Annotated in this window: 14 protein-coding genes; 9 read left to right on the top strand and 5 right to left on the bottom strand. The window is 65.0% G+C overall.

The features are described 5' to 3' along the window. The first annotated feature begins 115 nt into the window (after nucleotides 1-115). From I6F21_RS01545 to I6F21_RS01530, 4 genes are all read left to right on the top strand, one after another. A complete protein-coding gene (locus I6F21_RS01545; protein WP_225182705.1) occupies nucleotides 116-949 on the top strand; it encodes an AraC family transcriptional regulator in 834 nt (277 codons plus the stop codon). 136 nt (nucleotides 950-1,085) lie between these two features. Next, nucleotides 1,086-2,012, top strand: a complete 927-nt coding sequence (locus I6F21_RS01540) for an SMP-30/gluconolactonase/LRE family protein (protein ID WP_036013170.1) — start codon at nucleotides 1,086-1,088, stop codon at nucleotides 2,010-2,012. Between the two features lie 117 nt (nucleotides 2,013-2,129). After that, nucleotides 2,130-2,723, top strand: coding sequence for a GNAT family protein (locus I6F21_RS01535; protein ID WP_109144724.1), 594 nt, complete (start codon nucleotides 2,130-2,132; stop codon nucleotides 2,721-2,723). 16 nt (nucleotides 2,724-2,739) lie between these two features. Beyond that, nucleotides 2,740-4,386, top strand: coding sequence for a GMC family oxidoreductase N-terminal domain-containing protein (locus I6F21_RS01530; RefSeq protein ID WP_225182704.1), 1,647 nt, complete (start codon nucleotides 2,740-2,742; stop codon nucleotides 4,384-4,386). Nucleotides 4,387-5,706: 1,320 nt separating this feature from the next. Here the strand turns inward: I6F21_RS01530 and I6F21_RS01525 are convergent. Both I6F21_RS01525 and I6F21_RS01520 read right to left on the bottom strand, forming a co-directional pair. Then, nucleotides 5,707-6,549, bottom strand: coding sequence for a MoxR family ATPase (locus I6F21_RS01525; protein WP_036013181.1), 843 nt, complete (start codon nucleotides 6,547-6,549; stop codon nucleotides 5,707-5,709). A gap of 105 nt (nucleotides 6,550-6,654) precedes the next feature. After that, the gene (locus tag I6F21_RS01520) at nucleotides 6,655-6,900 is read right to left on the bottom strand and encodes a GlsB/YeaQ/YmgE family stress response membrane protein (RefSeq protein ID WP_008559660.1); all 246 of its coding nucleotides are present in this window, start codon (nucleotides 6,898-6,900) and stop codon (nucleotides 6,655-6,657) included. Nucleotides 6,901-7,023: 123 nt separating this feature from the next. Between I6F21_RS01520 and I6F21_RS01515 the strand changes: the two genes are divergently transcribed. The 3 genes from I6F21_RS01515 (at nucleotide 7,024) to sseA (ending at nucleotide 9,739) form a co-directional block, all read left to right on the top strand. Beyond that, nucleotides 7,024-8,199, top strand: coding sequence for a VWA domain-containing protein (locus I6F21_RS01515; protein WP_036028524.1), 1,176 nt, complete (start codon nucleotides 7,024-7,026; stop codon nucleotides 8,197-8,199). A gap of 130 nt (nucleotides 8,200-8,329) precedes the next feature. After that, nucleotides 8,330-8,743: a rhodanese-like domain-containing protein gene (locus I6F21_RS01510; RefSeq protein ID WP_028179894.1), complete on the top strand. Its 414-nt coding sequence runs from the start codon at nucleotides 8,330-8,332 to the stop codon at nucleotides 8,741-8,743. A gap of 138 nt (nucleotides 8,744-8,881) precedes the next feature. Beyond that, a complete protein-coding gene (gene sseA, locus I6F21_RS01505; protein WP_225173632.1) occupies nucleotides 8,882-9,739 on the top strand; it encodes a 3-mercaptopyruvate sulfurtransferase in 858 nt (285 codons plus the stop codon). Nucleotides 9,740-9,919: 180 nt separating this feature from the next. On the opposite strand, the gene I6F21_RS01500 is transcribed toward sseA, so the two are convergent. Next, a complete protein-coding gene (locus I6F21_RS01500) occupies nucleotides 9,920-10,690 on the bottom strand; it encodes a hypothetical protein (protein ID WP_225182703.1) in 771 nt (256 codons plus the stop codon). A gap of 368 nt (nucleotides 10,691-11,058) precedes the next feature. Between I6F21_RS01500 and I6F21_RS01495 the strand changes: the two genes are divergently transcribed. Beyond that, on the top strand, nucleotides 11,059-12,255 hold the full coding sequence (locus tag I6F21_RS01495; RefSeq protein ID WP_225126648.1) for a L,D-transpeptidase: 1,197 nt from the start codon (nucleotides 11,059-11,061) through the stop codon (nucleotides 12,253-12,255). Between the two features lie 56 nt (nucleotides 12,256-12,311). Here I6F21_RS01495 and I6F21_RS01490 read toward each other — a convergent pair whose 3' ends face one another. Together I6F21_RS01490 and I6F21_RS01485 are read right to left on the bottom strand one after the other, a co-directional pair. Next, nucleotides 12,312-13,274, bottom strand: a complete 963-nt coding sequence (locus tag I6F21_RS01490; RefSeq protein WP_225134538.1) for a D-2-hydroxyacid dehydrogenase family protein — start codon at nucleotides 13,272-13,274, stop codon at nucleotides 12,312-12,314. 122 nt (nucleotides 13,275-13,396) lie between these two features. Further along, on the bottom strand, nucleotides 13,397-13,612 hold the full coding sequence (locus tag I6F21_RS01485; RefSeq protein ID WP_036013194.1) for a hypothetical protein: 216 nt from the start codon (nucleotides 13,610-13,612) through the stop codon (nucleotides 13,397-13,399). A gap of 235 nt (nucleotides 13,613-13,847) precedes the next feature. Between I6F21_RS01485 and ettA the strand changes: the two genes are divergently transcribed. Further along, complete coding sequence (gene ettA / locus I6F21_RS01480) at nucleotides 13,848-15,497, top strand: energy-dependent translational throttle protein EttA (protein ID WP_036028509.1); 1,650 nt, start codon at nucleotides 13,848-13,850, stop codon at nucleotides 15,495-15,497. The last annotated feature ends 6 nt before the right edge of the window (nucleotides 15,498-15,503 follow it).

Genomic DNA, 15,503 nt, shown 5'->3' with positions numbered 1-15,503 from the left:
CGTTGCCAGCTTCCATTGACCGGCTATCCTCATGCAAACGACAGCAATGCCGATCAAGCAAAGTGATGCCGATCGGCGCATCATCACCGCGCTTCGAACGAGAGCCTGAACCGCCATGAATCCAGCCCAGCGCGCGCTCTGGTATATCGAGAGCCATCTGGCCGAGCCGATGACGCTCGACGAGATCGCTGCGATCTCGGGCGTGTCGCGGTTCCACATTGTGCGTGCGTTTGCCGCAGCCGTCGGTCTGCCGGTGATGCGCTACGTGCGCGCGCGGCGGCTGACGGAGGCGGCGCGCAGTCTGGCAAAGGGCGCACCTGACATCCTGTCGCTGGCACTGGAGGCGGATTACGGCTCGCACGAAGCTTTCACCCGCGCGTTCCGCGACCAATTCGGCACCACGCCCGAAGCGGTGAGGGCGGCAGCGTGCGTCAACCAGCTCAGGCTACAGGAGCCGATCCTCATGGATTCCACCATGCTCGATACTCTCGCCCCACCGCGCTTCGAGACGGCAAAGGCCTTCCTCGTCGCCGGCCCCGCCGAGCGCATCTCCTGCGACAACGGTGCCATGATCCCCGGTCTATGGCAGCGCTTCAATCGGGAGGTCGCCGACATTCCCGCGCGCGTCGGCAACATCGCCTACGGCGTCTGCTGCAACGGCGATGATGCCGGCAATTTCGATTACATTGCCGGCGTCGAGGTCGCCGATTTCTCCGACCTGCCGCGCCGCTTCGGTCGCATCCGCATTCCGGAGCAGCGCTATGCGGTGTTCACGCACAAGGATCACGTCGCCTCGATCCGGCGCACCGTCAACACGATCTGGAATCAATGGCTGCCGGCGTCTGGCCTGAAAGCCGCGGACGCGCCCAACTTCGAGCGCTATGACGAGAAATTCGATCCCGCGACCGGCCATGGCGGCTTTGAAATCTGGATACCGGTGCGAGAGTAACACGCAACGCTGGCATACCGTCCCGCTTGCTTGGCAAGCCCCGGCGACTTTGCCATAACCGCAGGCAAATCTTGCCTGCGGGGGCCCGAGCCGGACATCCCGTGCAAGCCATAACAAGCCGCCGGGAGGGTCTCCAATGTCCAGCGTCCGCGTTCTCGCCACCGACCTCGAATTTCCCGAAGGGCCGGTCGTGATGCCGGACGGTTCGGTGGTGCTGGTGGAGATCCGGGGACAGCGCCTGACGCGCGTCTATCCCGACGGCCGCAAGGAGATCGTGGCGAAGATTCCCGGCGGCCCGAATGGCGCCGCGCTCGGACCCGACGGCAAGATCTACGTCTGCAACAATGGCGGCTTCTCCTGGATTCCGGCCGGCAAGATGATCATGCCCGGCCCGCAGCCGGACGATTATCTCGGCGGCGCGATCCAGCGCGTCGACCTGCAGTCCGGCAAGGTCGAGACCGTCGTGACCAAATGTGGCGCGCACGATCTGCGCGGGCCGAACGACCTCGTCTTCGACAAGCACGGCGGACTCTGGTTCTCCGACCTCGGCAAGCGGCGCGCGCGCGAGATGGACGTCGGCGGCATGTATTACCTCAAGCCCGGCATGAGCGAGATCGTCGAAATCGTGCATGGCGTATTGCCGGCGAACGGCATCGGCCTGTCGCCGGACGAGAATACGGTCTACATCGCGGAGACGCCGACCGGGCGGCTTTGGGCCTATGAGCTCTCGGCGCCGGGCACGCTCAAGCCGCGCGATCCGATCTATCGCGGCGAGCGCGGCCAGCCGATCTGCGGCCTTGGCGGCTACCAGATGTTCGACTCGCTCGCGGTGGAAGCGAACGGCAATGTCTGTGTCGCCACGCTCGTCTCCGGCTGCATCTCGGTGATCGCGCCCGACGGCACCCTGGTGGAACAGGTTCCGACCGGCGACCGCGTCACCACCAACATCGCCTTCGGCGGCCCCGAGCTGAAGACCGCCTACATCACGCTGTCGGGCAAGGGCGAGCTGATCGCCATGGACTGGCCGCGCGGCGGATTGCCGCTCAATTTCCTAAACAAGTAAACGGTGCTAGTGACCGTCATTGCGAGCGAAGCGAAGCAATCCAGGAATGCGTCCGCGGTGACAGTCTGGATTGCTTCCTCGCTTCGCTCCTCGCAATGACAACGGAGAGAGACTTCAATGCCCTGGCCCGATCCCGTCACCCTGCGCGGACAGCATGCCCGTCTCGAGCCGCTGTCGCATGACCATCGCGAAGGGCTGGTCGAGGCGGTCAAGGACGGCGAGCTGTCGAAGCTGTGGTACACCGCAATCCCGCTGCCGGAGAACATGGGCAAGGAGATCGACCGCCGCTTAGGCCTGCAGGCCGCGGGCTCGATGCTGCCCTTCACCGTGTTCGATGCCGGCGGCAAGATCGTCGGCATGACCACCTACATGAACATCGATGCCACCAACCGCCGCGTCGAGATCGGCTCGACCTGGTATGGCAAGAGCGCGCAGCGCGGCCCGCTCAACACGCAGTGCAAGCTGCTGCTGCTGCGCCATGCCTTCGAGACTCTGAACTGCATCGCGGTCGAGTTCCGCACGCATTTCTTCAACCACCAGAGCCGCCGCGCCATCGAGCGCCTGGGCGCCAAGCAGGACGGTATCCTGCGCAGCCATCAGATCGCGCCGAACGGCACGCTGCGCGATACTGTCGTCTACAGCATCACCGCCGCCGAATGGCCGACGGTGCAGGCGCATCTCGAATTTCAACTCAACGACAAGCCGCGCTAGGGGCGGCCGAGGGACCATGGATAGATATGATTATGTGATCGTGGGCGCGGGCTCCGCCGGTTGCGTGCTCACCAGCCGGCTCAGCGAGGATCCCAACACCTCCGTTTGCGTGCTCGAGGCGGGCCCGTCCGACTGGCATCCCTACATCCATCTGCCGGCGGGCTTCATCAAGACCTTCCACATGAAGAGCATCAACTGGGCCTACCAGCAGGAGCCCGGTCCGTGGACCGGCGGGCGCAGCATCTACGCGCCGCGCGGCAAGACGCTCGGCGGCTCGTCCTCGATCAACGGCCACATCTACAATCGCGGCCAGCGCATGGATTTCGACACCTGGGCGCAGATGGGCAATCGCGGCTGGGGCTATGCCGACGTGCTGCCCTACTTCCGGCGGCTGGAGAAGCGGATCGGCGAGGGCGAGGACACCTATCGCGGCCGCGACGGCAGCCTCATCGTCACCACCATGAACTGGCGCGATCCGCTCTGCGAGGCCTTCATGGAAGGCGCGGTCTCGCTCGGCATTCCCCGCAACCCCGATTACAACGGCAAGACCCAGGAAGGCGTCTCCTACTGCCAGCGCACCATCAACAACGGCCTGCGCGTCTCCGGCGCGACCGCGTTCCTCAAGCCGGCGATGAAGCGGCCCAACGTGCATGTGCATACGCATGCGCACGCGACCGAGATCATCTTCGAGGGCAAGCGCGCGGTCGGCGTGCGCTACATGAAGGGCGGTCGCGGCGGCCAGCCGGTCGAGGTGCGCGCCAACAAGGAGGTGATCCTGTCCGGCGGCAGCTATAATTCGCCGCAGCTGCTGCAGCTCTCCGGTATCGGTTCGCCGGACCTATTGCAGCAGCACGGCATTGCCGTGCGTCACGCGCTACCGGTCGGCGAAGGCCTGCAGGACCATTACGCCCCGCGCACGGTGGCGCGCGTCAAGGACATCAAGACCATCAACGAGCTCCGCCGCGGCTTCTCGCTGTGGATCGAGGCGTTGAAATGGGCGACCCAGCGCAAGGGCCTGCTGTCGCTGTCGCCGACCATGGTCTATTGCTTCTGGCATTCCGGCGAGAGCGCCGAGAGCTCCGACCTGCAGCTCACCTTCACGCCGGCTTCTTACAAAGAAGGCGTGCAGGGCCAGCTCGAGGACGAGCCCGGCATGACCGTGGCGTCCTGGCAGCAGCGTCCCGAGAGCCGCGGCTATGTCCGGATCCGCTCCAGCGATCCGTTCGCGCCGCCGATCATCCAGACCAATTATCTCGACGCCGAGCTCGACCGCCGCGTCATCGTCGGCGGCATGAAGCTGGCGCGGCGCCTCTTGAAGAGTGCGCCGCTCTCGCCCTATTACGCCTACGAGGATTTCCCCGGCCCCAACGTCAACACCGACGACGAATTCCTAGCCGCCGCCACCCAACGCGGCACCACCACCTTCCACCCCGGCTGCACCTGCCGCATGGGCCCGGCGGATTCCACCTGGGCCGTCGTCGACGACCACCTCCGCGTCCACGGCCTCGAAGGCCTCCGCGTCATCGACGCCTCCGTCATGCCGCGCATGATCTCGGCGAATTTGAATGCGTCGACGATGATGATCGCCGACCGCGCCTCCGACCTCATCCGCGGTAAGCAGCCGCTGGAAGCCGCAAGGATTCCGGACGCAGCGGTGGCGTGATATCTTCGTAGGGTGGGTTAGCCAGCGGCGGCGCGAAGCGCGGCCGTAGGCGTAACCCACCGTTTCTTTCGATGTGAAAACGAGCCGTGGCGGTTACGCCTTCGGCCAATCCGCCCTACGCGCTTCACCGATAGGCAAAACGCCAAATGCCCCAATCCGGCGCTGAGCGGCAATCCGTTGGCCAGATTGCCATCTGCGGCATCGTCTTTCTCTGCACCGCTATTCCGCTCGGTCTGCTGCTCCGCGTGGGCTGGCGCGATTGGACCCTCCTTGCCGGCCTCTGGGCGATAATGTACTTCATGGGCGGAATAGGATGGTTTCCTCGGCCCACACCAGTTCAAAAGGCCTTCTCATATGGTCTGCTCGTAGGCACGGTGCTGCCGGCGCTGGAGTGGGCGGCGACGCTTCACGGCCCGTAGCCCGTCGGGCAAAACACCCCGTCACCCCGTCAACCCCTCTCCATAAAATATTCCGCTTTACCGAAATTCGGAATTGCGGCATAGATCGAACCAGCCCGGCTCACGAAAGAGGGGCGGTTCGCGAGTCGTTCGAAACGCGGGCCGGGTTGCGGTGGACGCGGCAGCGTCGGCACGATGGGTGCGGGCAGGGCGGGTAGTCCCTGTGAGCCCGAGGCCGCGTGCAGACGAACGGCGCTGAAGTCCGGCGAAGCCTCTTGGCGAAGCCGGATGAGCTGCGTACGGCAAAACCGTGTGGTCCTGGCCGTCGTTGCTACGGTCAAGCTGGCTGCGGAGATGCGCGCGAGCCCAACCGGGCGGACGGCATCGTCAATTCGCGGGGCGAGGGAGGCCAGAAGGAATTCGGCTCCCGGGAGAGCACGGCATAAGCCGTCCGACCATCGCGCAGGGAAGGCCGAGTGATCGGCGACACCTGTATGCTGCTGTGCGGTTTCTCTGCGTGTGCTTTTCGCGCAGCGGACCGCGGGTGCCCGTCGGCACCCGGTCTTCCCTGCGCCCTCTTTCTTTTGGGGCGACGGAATGAAGCAAAGCTCGGGCGAGATGAGCCGCGAGGCTGCGAAGGTGTGTCTGCAAATTGAATTGCCAGCGGAGAACGACGCCGTTGCTCCTTGCTCCGTCATTGCGAGCGCCGCGAAGCAATCCAGACTACTGCGGTGGAGGGATACTGGATTGCTTCGCTGCGCTCGCAATGACGGGAGCGGGAGGCTGCTCGCGACACACTCGATATCGTAGGGTGGGCAAAGCGAAGCGTGCCCACGATCTGCATCCATCACGGAGGAATGGTGGGCACGGCGCTATGCGCCTTTGCCCACCCTACGGCACCGTGCGACGCGTTACGGCGCGCCTACACTTCCCTTCGGCTCAAGAACGCCAGCCGCTCGAACAGATGCACGTCCTGCTCGTTCTTGAGCAGCGCGCCGTGCAGCGGTGGAATCAGCTTGCGCGGGTCGCGTTCGCGCAATTGCTCGGCGCTCATGTCTTCGTTGAGCAGCAGCTTGAGCCAGTCGAGCAGCTCCGAGGTCGACGGCTTCTTCTTCAGGCCCGGGACCTCGCGCACCTCAAAGAAGATGCGCAGCGCTTCCTCGACCAGGCGCTTCTTGATGCCGGGGAAGTGCACGTCGATGATGCGGCCCATCGTGTCGGCGTCGGGGAACTTGATGTAGTGGAAGAAGCAGCGGCGCAGGAACGCGTCGGGCAGCTCCTTCTCGTTGTTGGAGGTGATCATCATGATCGGGCGCTGCTTCGCCTTGATCGTCTCGCCGGTCTCGTAGACATGGAATTCCATGCGATCGAGCTCGAGCAGGAGGTCGTTCGGAAATTCGATGTCGGCCTTGTCGATCTCGTCGATCAGGAGCACCGGGCGCTGCTCGCTGGTGAAGGCGTCCCACAGCTTGCCGCGCTTGATGTAGTTCCGGATGTCGGACACGCGCGCATCGCCGAGCTGGCTGTCGCGCAGGCGCGACACCGCGTCATATTCGTAGAGGCCCTGCTGCGCCTTGGTGGTGGACTTGATGTGCCAGGTCAGCAGCGGCGCGTTCAGCGCCTTCGCCACTTCCTCCGCCAGCACCGTCTTGCCGGTGCCGGGCTCGCCCTTCACCAGGAGCGGACGCTCGAGCACGATCGAAGCATTGACGGCGACCTTGAGATCGTCGGTCGCAACATAGTCCTTGGTGCCGGTAAATTTCATCGCGCGTCCTTGTTGGTCGTCGCCGCAACGCATTGCCAGTATCAATGGCCTCGGTCACGACAAGCGAACGGCCGCTCGCGGCGCGTTCCTGGTTCGGTCAGGCTTTCAGACCCGTTTTATCAGCGAAAGGATGACGAGCACAATCACCGCGCCGATCGTGGCATCGACGATGGCGCCGATTGTGCCCGTTGCCAGCTGGATGTGCAGCTGTGGCAGAACCCAGCTCGCCACCAGCGCGCCGATGATGCCGACGACGATGTTGCCGACCAGCCCAAATCCCGCCCCGTGGACAATCTTGCCCGCAAGCCAGCCGGCGATGGCACCGATGATCAGTGCTGCGAGAATTCCCATTGCAAACGTCCCCCAAACAACCCCTTGACGTCGCCAATTCTAGAGCAAAAAGCCTGCCGGTCCAGCGTCCCGCAGCGGCCTCCGCCCCTTGACGTTCGCCACCCGACGGGCAATCTGTCACCCATGTTCCTGCAATTCTTCACCTCTCTGCGCGATGCGCAGGTCCCCGTGACGCTGCGCGAATACCTCACGCTGATGGAGGCGCTCGACGCCGACCTTGCGGACTACACGGTCGAGAACTTCTATTACCTGTCGCGCGCCTCGCTGGTGAAGGACGAGCGCAATCTCGACAAGTTCGACCGCGTCTTCGGCACGGTGTTCAAGGGGCTGGAAAGCCTGCTCGACGCCATGGAGAAGGCGGAGATCCCCGAGGAGTGGCTGAAGAAGCTCGCCGAGAAATACCTGACCGAAGAAGAAAAGAAGCAGATCGAGGCCATGGGCTGGGACAAGCTCATGGAGACGCTGAAGAAGCGCCTCGAGGAGCAGAAGGGTCGCCACCAGGGCGGCTCCAAATGGATTGGCACCGCCGGCACCTCGCCGTTCGGCGCGCACGGCTACAACCCCGAAGGCGTGCGCATCGGCCAGGAGAAGAACCGCAACAACCGCGCCGTGAAGGTGTGGGACAAGCGCGAGTTTCGGGATCTCGACGGCAATGTCGAGCTCGGCATCCGCAACATCAAGGTGGCGCTGCGCCGCCTGCGCAAGTTCGCGCGCACCGGCGCGCCCGATGAGCTCGATCTCGACACCACCATTCGCGAGACCGCCAATCACGGCTACCTCGACGTGCACATGCGCCCCGAGCGGCGCAATGCAGTGAAGCTCTTGGTGTTCTTCGACATTGGCGGCTCGATGGATGCGCATATCGAGCAGGTCGAGGAGCTGTTCTCGGCGGCGAAGAGCGAGTTCAAGCACATGGAGTATTTCTACTTCCACAATTGCCTCTATGAGGGCGTGTGGAAGCAGAACAAGCGCCGCTTCACCGACCGCACGCCGACCTGGGACGTGCTGCACAAATACCCGCACGACTACAAGGTCGTGTTCGTCGGCGATGCCTCGATGTCGCCTTACGAGATCATGGTGCCCGGCGGCTCGGTCGAACACGTCAACGAGGAGCCCGGCTCGGTCTGGCTCGACCGCATCATCCGCACCTATCCGCATACGGTGTGGCTGAACCCGGTGCAGCAGAAGCACTGGGACTATTCGGAATCCACCACCATCATCAAGCGCATCTTCGCCAATCGGATGTATCCGATCACGATCGAGGGGCTGGAAGCTGCGATGAAGGAATTGACGCATTGATGCCTCCCGTCGTCATTCCGGGGCGCCCGAAGGGCGAACCCAGAATCCATCGGGCCGCAGTGCATGTAGAGGAATAGATTCCGGGCTCGCGCTACGCGCGCCCCGGAATGACAACAAGAGGGAGAAGCACGTGCCCCAGACCATCACCCGCGGCATCAAGGCGCTGATCGACGAGGCCAATGCCGAGATCGAGACGCTCACCGCCAAGGACGCGATCGAGATCTCCAAGAACGGCGACGTCGTCATCGTCGACATCCGCGATCCCCGCGAGATCGAGCGCGACGGCCGCATCCCCGGCGCCTTCGCCTGCACCCGCGGCATGCTCGAATTTTGGATCGACCCGCAGAGCCCGTACGCAAAACCGATCTTCCAGGAAGACAAGAAGTTCGTGTTCCACTGCGCGGGGGGCTTACGCTCTGCGCTCGCGGCCAAGACCGCGCAGGACATGGGCCTCAAGCCCGTCGCCCATATCGCCGGCGGCTACGCCGCCTGGCGCGATGCCGGCGGGCCCACGGAGAAGTGGGAGCCGAAGAAGAAGGGGTGAGGGCCTTGCCCTCTCCACCCGTCATTCCGGGGCACGCGAAGCGTGAGCCCGGAATCCATTGATCCACAGAGTCTGAGGCACGATGGATTCCGGGCTCGTGCTTCGCACGCCCCGGAATGACCAACGGAGAATGCTTCAATGACCACCGCCACCGACCCCCTCGTCTCCACCGAATGGCTCGCCGCTCACATCGGCGATGCCAACGTCAAGATCCTCGACGCCAGCTTCAAGCTGCCGGGCGTGCTGCCGCTGCCGAAGGACGACTATCTCGCCGCGCATCTGCCGGGCGCCGTGTTCTTCGACGTCGATGCGGTGTCGGATCATTCCAACCCGCTGCCGCACATGTTTCCGAGCGCGGAGCAGTTCGGCCGCGACGTCGGCAATCTCGGCATCTCCAACGCGGACACCGTCGTGCTCTATGATGCCGGCGGCTGGGTCGCAGCGCCGCGTGCGTGGTGGATGTTCCTGTCCTATGGCCACAGCAACGTACGCATTCTCAATGGCGGCCTGAAGAAGTGGCGCACTGAGGGACGCGCGACCGAGAGCGGCGAGGTCAAGCCGAAGCCGGAGACCTTCACGGCGAGCTATGACGCAAACCGCGTGCGCAGCATGCAGCAACTGATCGCCAATGTCGAAAGCCGCAACGAGCAGGTGATCGACGCGCGCGCCGCCGATCGCTTCGAAGGCCGCGCGCCCGAGCCGCGCCCGGGCATCCGCTCCGGTCACATCCCCGGCGCCCGCAACGTGCCCTACAATCTGCTGTTCGACGCCGCGACCGGCGAGATGAAGCCGCTCGACGAGCTCCGCGCCGCCTTCACCAATGCCGGCGTCAAGCTGGATGCGCCGATCGTGACGAGCTGCGGCTCCGGCGTCTCGGCCGGCGTGCTGACGCTCGCGCTCTACCGCCTCGGCATCACCGACACCGCGCTTTATGACGGCTCGTGGTCGGAATGGGGCCAGGCCGGCGGCCCGGCCATCGCGACCGGCCCGGCTTGAGGTTGCAGCCACGATGACGGTGCGCTCCCTCGCCCCGTTCTTACGGGGAGAGGGTTGGGGTGAGGGGCCTCTCTCCACACGATGAGACTATCGACGGACCTGTACCCCCTCACCCGGAATCCGCGCGACGCGCGATATTCCGACCTCTCCCCGCAAGCGGGGAGAGGTGAAGAAGTAAGATCACCGCGTGCGTGCGGTCGTCGTTGTCGCGAAGGCCGGCTGCTGCTGACCGAACGGATCGTGCTGCTGCTGCAACTGCTGAGGCGGCGGGCGCCGCACCACGCGGGCTCGCTTCTTGGCTTTCGCCTTGCGCTTGGTCGCCTTGCTGTCCGACTTGGTGCTCTCGGCCTTGCTGCTCTCGGCCTTGACCTTCGCCGGCGCGTCCATCGTGGCCGTGGCGGCGTTCAGCGCAGCGAGCCTTGCGGAGGCGACATCGAGCGCCGCGGCGGCGAGGGCCGGGTCAGCTGGTTCCGGCTCGCTGGCGATTGCGGCAGGCTGGGCCTCGGGAATCCCGGCCGTGGTGTCGGCGGGGGTCAGCGTATCGATGGAAGCCGGCGCTGCGGCCGTCACGGTCGGTTCGGGCTTGGCTGCTTCGATGGCCGGCACTTCAGCCAGGGGCGCGGCGGCCTCGGGCCGGACGTCGGTCTCGGTCGTCAGTGCAGCAACCTGTTCGGGCTCGCTCAGGGGCAGAGCGATGGTCGGCACCTGGTCGCGCAGCGATGGCGTGGTCTCGGCAGGTGGCTCCGGCTCGGTCCGCAGCACCGCGAGCACCGGCTGGGCCGGCTCGGGCGCCTGCGCAAACATTTGCTCCTGCGGCCCGTTCCGCCAGCCGGGGTTGTTGACATATTGCTGATGGGTCGCCCGGAGCAGAGCGGCGGCCCCGAGGCCGAACACCAGGATGGAGGTTGACAGCAGGATCGCGGCAAACAGGAAGCGAAAGCCGGGAAGCATTGAGCGATTGCGAATTTCCGCCCCGGCGGCGGAAGTAGCCGGGGCTCAAGAGCCATCTGAACGCGGTGACGGTACTGCTTGCCGCGTTCGCCACGCGGGATCGGAGCTCAAAAAGGTGGCGAATCAGGCTGATTCGACCATATCGCAACGTCTCCGCATCGTTCCGTTAAAATCGCGGCCGACCATCGCGCCAATCGAAGGCGCGATACGATTTCAGCCCCGTGATGCAACGGGGCAACGGTAGTCTTGCGGATCACAAATCGGCAAGTCCGGCGCAAATACGCCTGATATGTCTTGAATGTGCCGCTATCTTCCGTCATCTGGCCGTTAACGGTCCGGTCGGGCTTGGGGACTATACAAGAGCGATGATGATCAAACACTTTCTGACGATATGCGCTGCCGCAACAGTCGCTGCGGCGGGAACCTCGCTCGCTCAGGCTCAGAGCTATCCGATCCAGCAGGTGCCAAGCTATGGCGCGCCTGCCGAATATCGGCCCGGTGACCGCATGCCGAATTTCGACGCGCTGGATGAAGACGACGACGCGATGCCGCATGCCTCGCTGCCCCCGCCCGGTCCGGCCGACGATCCGCGCTACGGTCGTCCGATGGGCGCGCCTCCGGTCTATTCGGCCGCCCCACCCCAAGGTCCGGTGATGTCGCCGGATGATCCGCGCTATGGGCGCCCGGCTGGCGCCCCGCCGGTCTATTCGGCCGCGCCGCAGGGCCCCGTGATGTCGCCCGACGATCCCCGCTACGGCCGCCCCGCCGGTCCGCCGGCGGTGATCTACGCCGACCGTCCGCCTCAGCAATCGCCCGCCAACGATGGCCTGCGTCCGCCCGAGTCTGTGGGCGGTCCCTCCGCGACTGGGACGGTCCAGGCCGGACAGCCGCCCGTGGGCACGGATGGCCGCCCGGTGACCCTGGCCGCGCTGCCGCCCGAGGAGCAGCCCGATGCCGCGCCGGTGCAGCTGCCGCCGAACCTGCGCCGTCAGGAGGTCGCGTTCCAGACCAAGGAGCCGGCCGGCACGCTCGTGGTCGATACGCCCAACACCTACCTCTATTACGTGCTCGGAGGCGGCCGTGCGATCCGCTACGGCGTCCGAGTCGGCCGCGACGGCTTCACCTGGACGGGCGTGCAGAAGATCACCCGCAAGGCCGAGTGGCCGGATTGGCATCCGCCGACCGAGATGATCGAGCGTCAGCCCTATCTGCCGCGCTTCATGGCCGGCGGCCCGGGTAATCCGCTCGGCGCCCGCGCGATGTATCTAGGTTCGACCGTCTACCGCATCCACGGCACCAACCAGCCCTCGACGATCGGCAAGTTCGTCTCCTCCGGCTGCATCGGCATGCTGAACGAGGACGTCTCCGACCTGTTCGAGCGCGTCAAGGTCGGCACCCGCGTTGTCGTGATGCCGGGTGGTCCGCCGCCGGGAACGGCGACGGCCTCCGCTGCGCCGACGCAGAGCGCTGCCGGGCCGGCTCCGATGTCCGCCCAGGCGGGCCCGGTCCCGGGGACGCAGCCCACCGTTGTGCCGCCGCTGCCCGCGCCGGTCACCGTGCGCTGAGGGCCTCAACTCGATGAGATTGCGAAGGGCGTGCCGTCGGCACGCCCTTTTTCGTTTCAGGCCAGCTTCCGCGGCAGCTCGCCGCCTTTGGTGAAGGCGTCGATCGCCTCGACCATCTGGCCGTAATGGATGCGCAGACCATCCGTGGTGGCGTAGCCCAGATGCGGCGTCAGCACGAGATTGTCGAGCTTGCGGAAGGGATGGTCGACCGGCAGCGGCTCGACCGAGAACACGTCCAATCCTGCACCTGCGATCTTGCGCTGCTGCAAGACTTCCAGCAGCGCCTGCTCATCCACGATCGGCCCGCGCGCGGTGTTGACCAGGAAGGCCGTCGGTTTCATCCGCGCAAGATCCGCGCGGCTGACGAGGCCACGCGAGCGCTCGCTCAGCACCACGTGGATGGTGACGATGTCGGCCTTGGCGAACAGCTCCTCCTTGGAGGCGTAGCCGACGCCGGCCGCCGCACATTTCTCCGCGGTGAGGTTCGGGCTCCAGGCGATCACGTTCATGCCGAACGCCTTCGCAATGCCCGCCATCTTGCTGCCGAGCTTGCCGAGCCCGACGACGCCGAGCGTCAGCCCTTCGATCTCGACTCCGGCAAATGTTTGCCAGGACTCGCCCGCATGCATGCGCGCGTTCTCTCGGCCGATGCCGCGGGTCAATTCCAGGATCAGGCCCATCGTGAGCGGCGCCGTCGGATCGCGGGAATATTGCGTGCCGCCGATGGCGATGCCGCGCGCTTTCGCGGCCTCGATGTCGATCGCAGCGTTGCGCATGCCCGAGGTCAGCAGCAGCTTAAGCTTCGGCAGGCGATCGAACAGGCTCTTGGGAAACGCCGTGCGCTCGCGCATCGCGCAAATGATTTCGAAGTCGGTGAGCGCACTGGCTGCGGCCTGCTCGGAGGCGAAGGGATGGCTGAACACGGTGACGTCGACGCGATCCGACAATTTCGGCCAGTCGGCGACGTCGAGGGCGAGATTGAAATAGTCGTCGAGGATTGCGCAGCGCAGCCGGCTCATCAGCGTTCATCCATGGCGAGAGGTGAAGGCGCCAGGCGGGCGCCGTCATCGGAACCTGGCCATGGTTTGCGCGCAATCGCGCCGGCGCGCAAGCAGCCTGCGTCTTCAAAAGTCCGATACGCTCAGACGTCGCGGGGCTTCAGGCGGAACGGTGCATCCATGCCGTGCTTGGCGCGCCAGGCGGGGCCGGGGCCGCGCATGTAATGCAGTTCGGGCCGGTAGGGATTGAAGGCGGTGACGAAGAAGCGCTTCCAGAAGGCCTTGATCTCCGAGGCGAACCCGGAGTCGCGCCCGGCTCCTGCCGGAACAGGAAGAGAATGGGTCTCGATCAGAGCCATGATGCGGCCTCGCTGTGCTCCCCGTTCGTTCTGAGCGGGTGGCGCTGTTTCCGCGCGAAACCGAGCTTTGGCCTGATTTATTAAAAGATGGTTTCAATTGTCCGGATCGGTGGCCGGATGGTTTCCTGACCGTATTCATCCGTGGTGAACGGACGGAAAACGTTGCCCTTTGGGGGCGGGATCGCTACATCGCTGGCGAAGCAAATTTCCTCAAATCGAAGGTTTCACGGGACCGATGGCGCGCCAGTTCATCTATTTCATGCAGGGCCTGACCAAGAGCTACCCGACCCGGAAGGTGCTCGATAACATCCATCTGAGCTTCTACCCGGACGCCAAGATCGGCGTGCTCGGCGTCAACGGCTCGGGTAAGTCGACCCTGCTCAAGATCATGGCCGGTCTCGACAAGGAATACACCGGCGAGGCCTGGGTCGCCGAGGGCGCCCGCGTCGGCTATCTCGAGCAGGAGCCGCAGCTCGATTCCAAGCTGACCGTGCGCGAAAACGTCATGCAGGGCGTCGCCAAGCAGAAGGCGATCCTGGACCGTTACAACGAGCTCGCGGTCAATTATTCCGACGAGACCGCCGACGAGATGACCAAGCTGCAGGACGAGATCGAGGCCCAGGGCCTGTGGGATCTCGACAGCAAGGTCGACCAGGCCATGGACGCGCTGCGCTGTCCGCCCGACGATGCCGACGTGACGAAACTCTCGGGCGGTGAGCGCCGCCGCGTCGCGCTGTGCCGCCTGCTGCTCGACCAGCCCGAACTCTTGCTGCTGGACGAGCCGACCAACCATCTCGACGCGGAATCCGTGTCGTGGCTGGAAGGGCACCTGCGCAACTATCCCGGTGCGATCCTGATCGTCACCCACGACCGCTACTTCCTCGACAACGTCACGGGCTGGATCCTCGAGCTCGATCGCGGCCGCGGCATCCCGTACGAGGGCAATTACTCGTCCTGGCTGGTGCAGAAGCAGAAGCGTCTGGAGCAGGAGGGCCGCGAGGATGCGGCGCACCAGAAGACGCTCGCGCGCGAGCAGGAATGGGTCGCCTCGTCGCCGAAGGCCCGCCAGGCCAAGTCGAAGGCGCGCTACCAGCGCTATGAGGAGCTGCTGAAGAAGGCGAGCGAGAAGCAGACCCAGACCGCGCAAATCATCATTCCAGTGGCCGAGCGGCTCGGCGCCAACGTGGTCGATTTCGAGGGGCTCAGCAAAGGCTTTGGCGATCGTCTCCTGATCGACAACCTCACCTTCAAGCTGCCGCCCGGCGGCATCGTCGGCGTGATCGGTCCCAACGGCGCCGGCAAGACCACGTTGTTCAGGATGATCACCGCTCAGGAGAAGCCGGACTCCGGCACGATCACGGTCGGCGAGACCGTGCATCTCGGCTACGTCGACCAGTCGCGCGACGCGCTCGACGGCAAGAAGACCGTGTGGGAGGAGATCTCTGGCGGCAACGAACTGATCCTGCTCGGCAAGAAGGAAGTCAACTCGCGCGGCTATTGCTCGTCTTTCAACTTCAAGGGCGCGGACCAGCAGAAGAAGGTCGGCGCGCTCTCGGGCGGTGAACGCAACCGCGTCCATCTCGCAAAAATGCTGAAGTCCGGCGCCAACGTCCTGCTGCTCGACGAGCCGACCAACGACCTCGACGTCGACACGCTGCGCGCGCTCGAAGAGGCGCTGGAGGACTTCGCCGGCTGCGCCGTCATCATCAGCCACGATCGCTGGTTCCTCGACCGCATCGCGACGCACATCCTCGCCTTCGAGGGCGAGAGCCACGTCGAATGGTTCGAAGGCAATTTCCAGGATTACGAGAAGGACAAGATGCGCCGGCTCGGCCAGGACAGCATCATCCCGCACCGCGTGAAGTACAAGAAGCTGACGCGGTGATGGCGG

The sequence above is a fragment of the Bradyrhizobium sp. NBAIM03 genome (assembly GCF_020194055.1).
Lineage (GTDB): Bacteria > Pseudomonadota > Alphaproteobacteria > Rhizobiales > Xanthobacteraceae > Bradyrhizobium > Bradyrhizobium yuanmingense.
The sequence above is the reverse complement of the archived record's forward strand: the minus strand, read 5'-3'. Positions and strand labels throughout refer to the sequence as shown.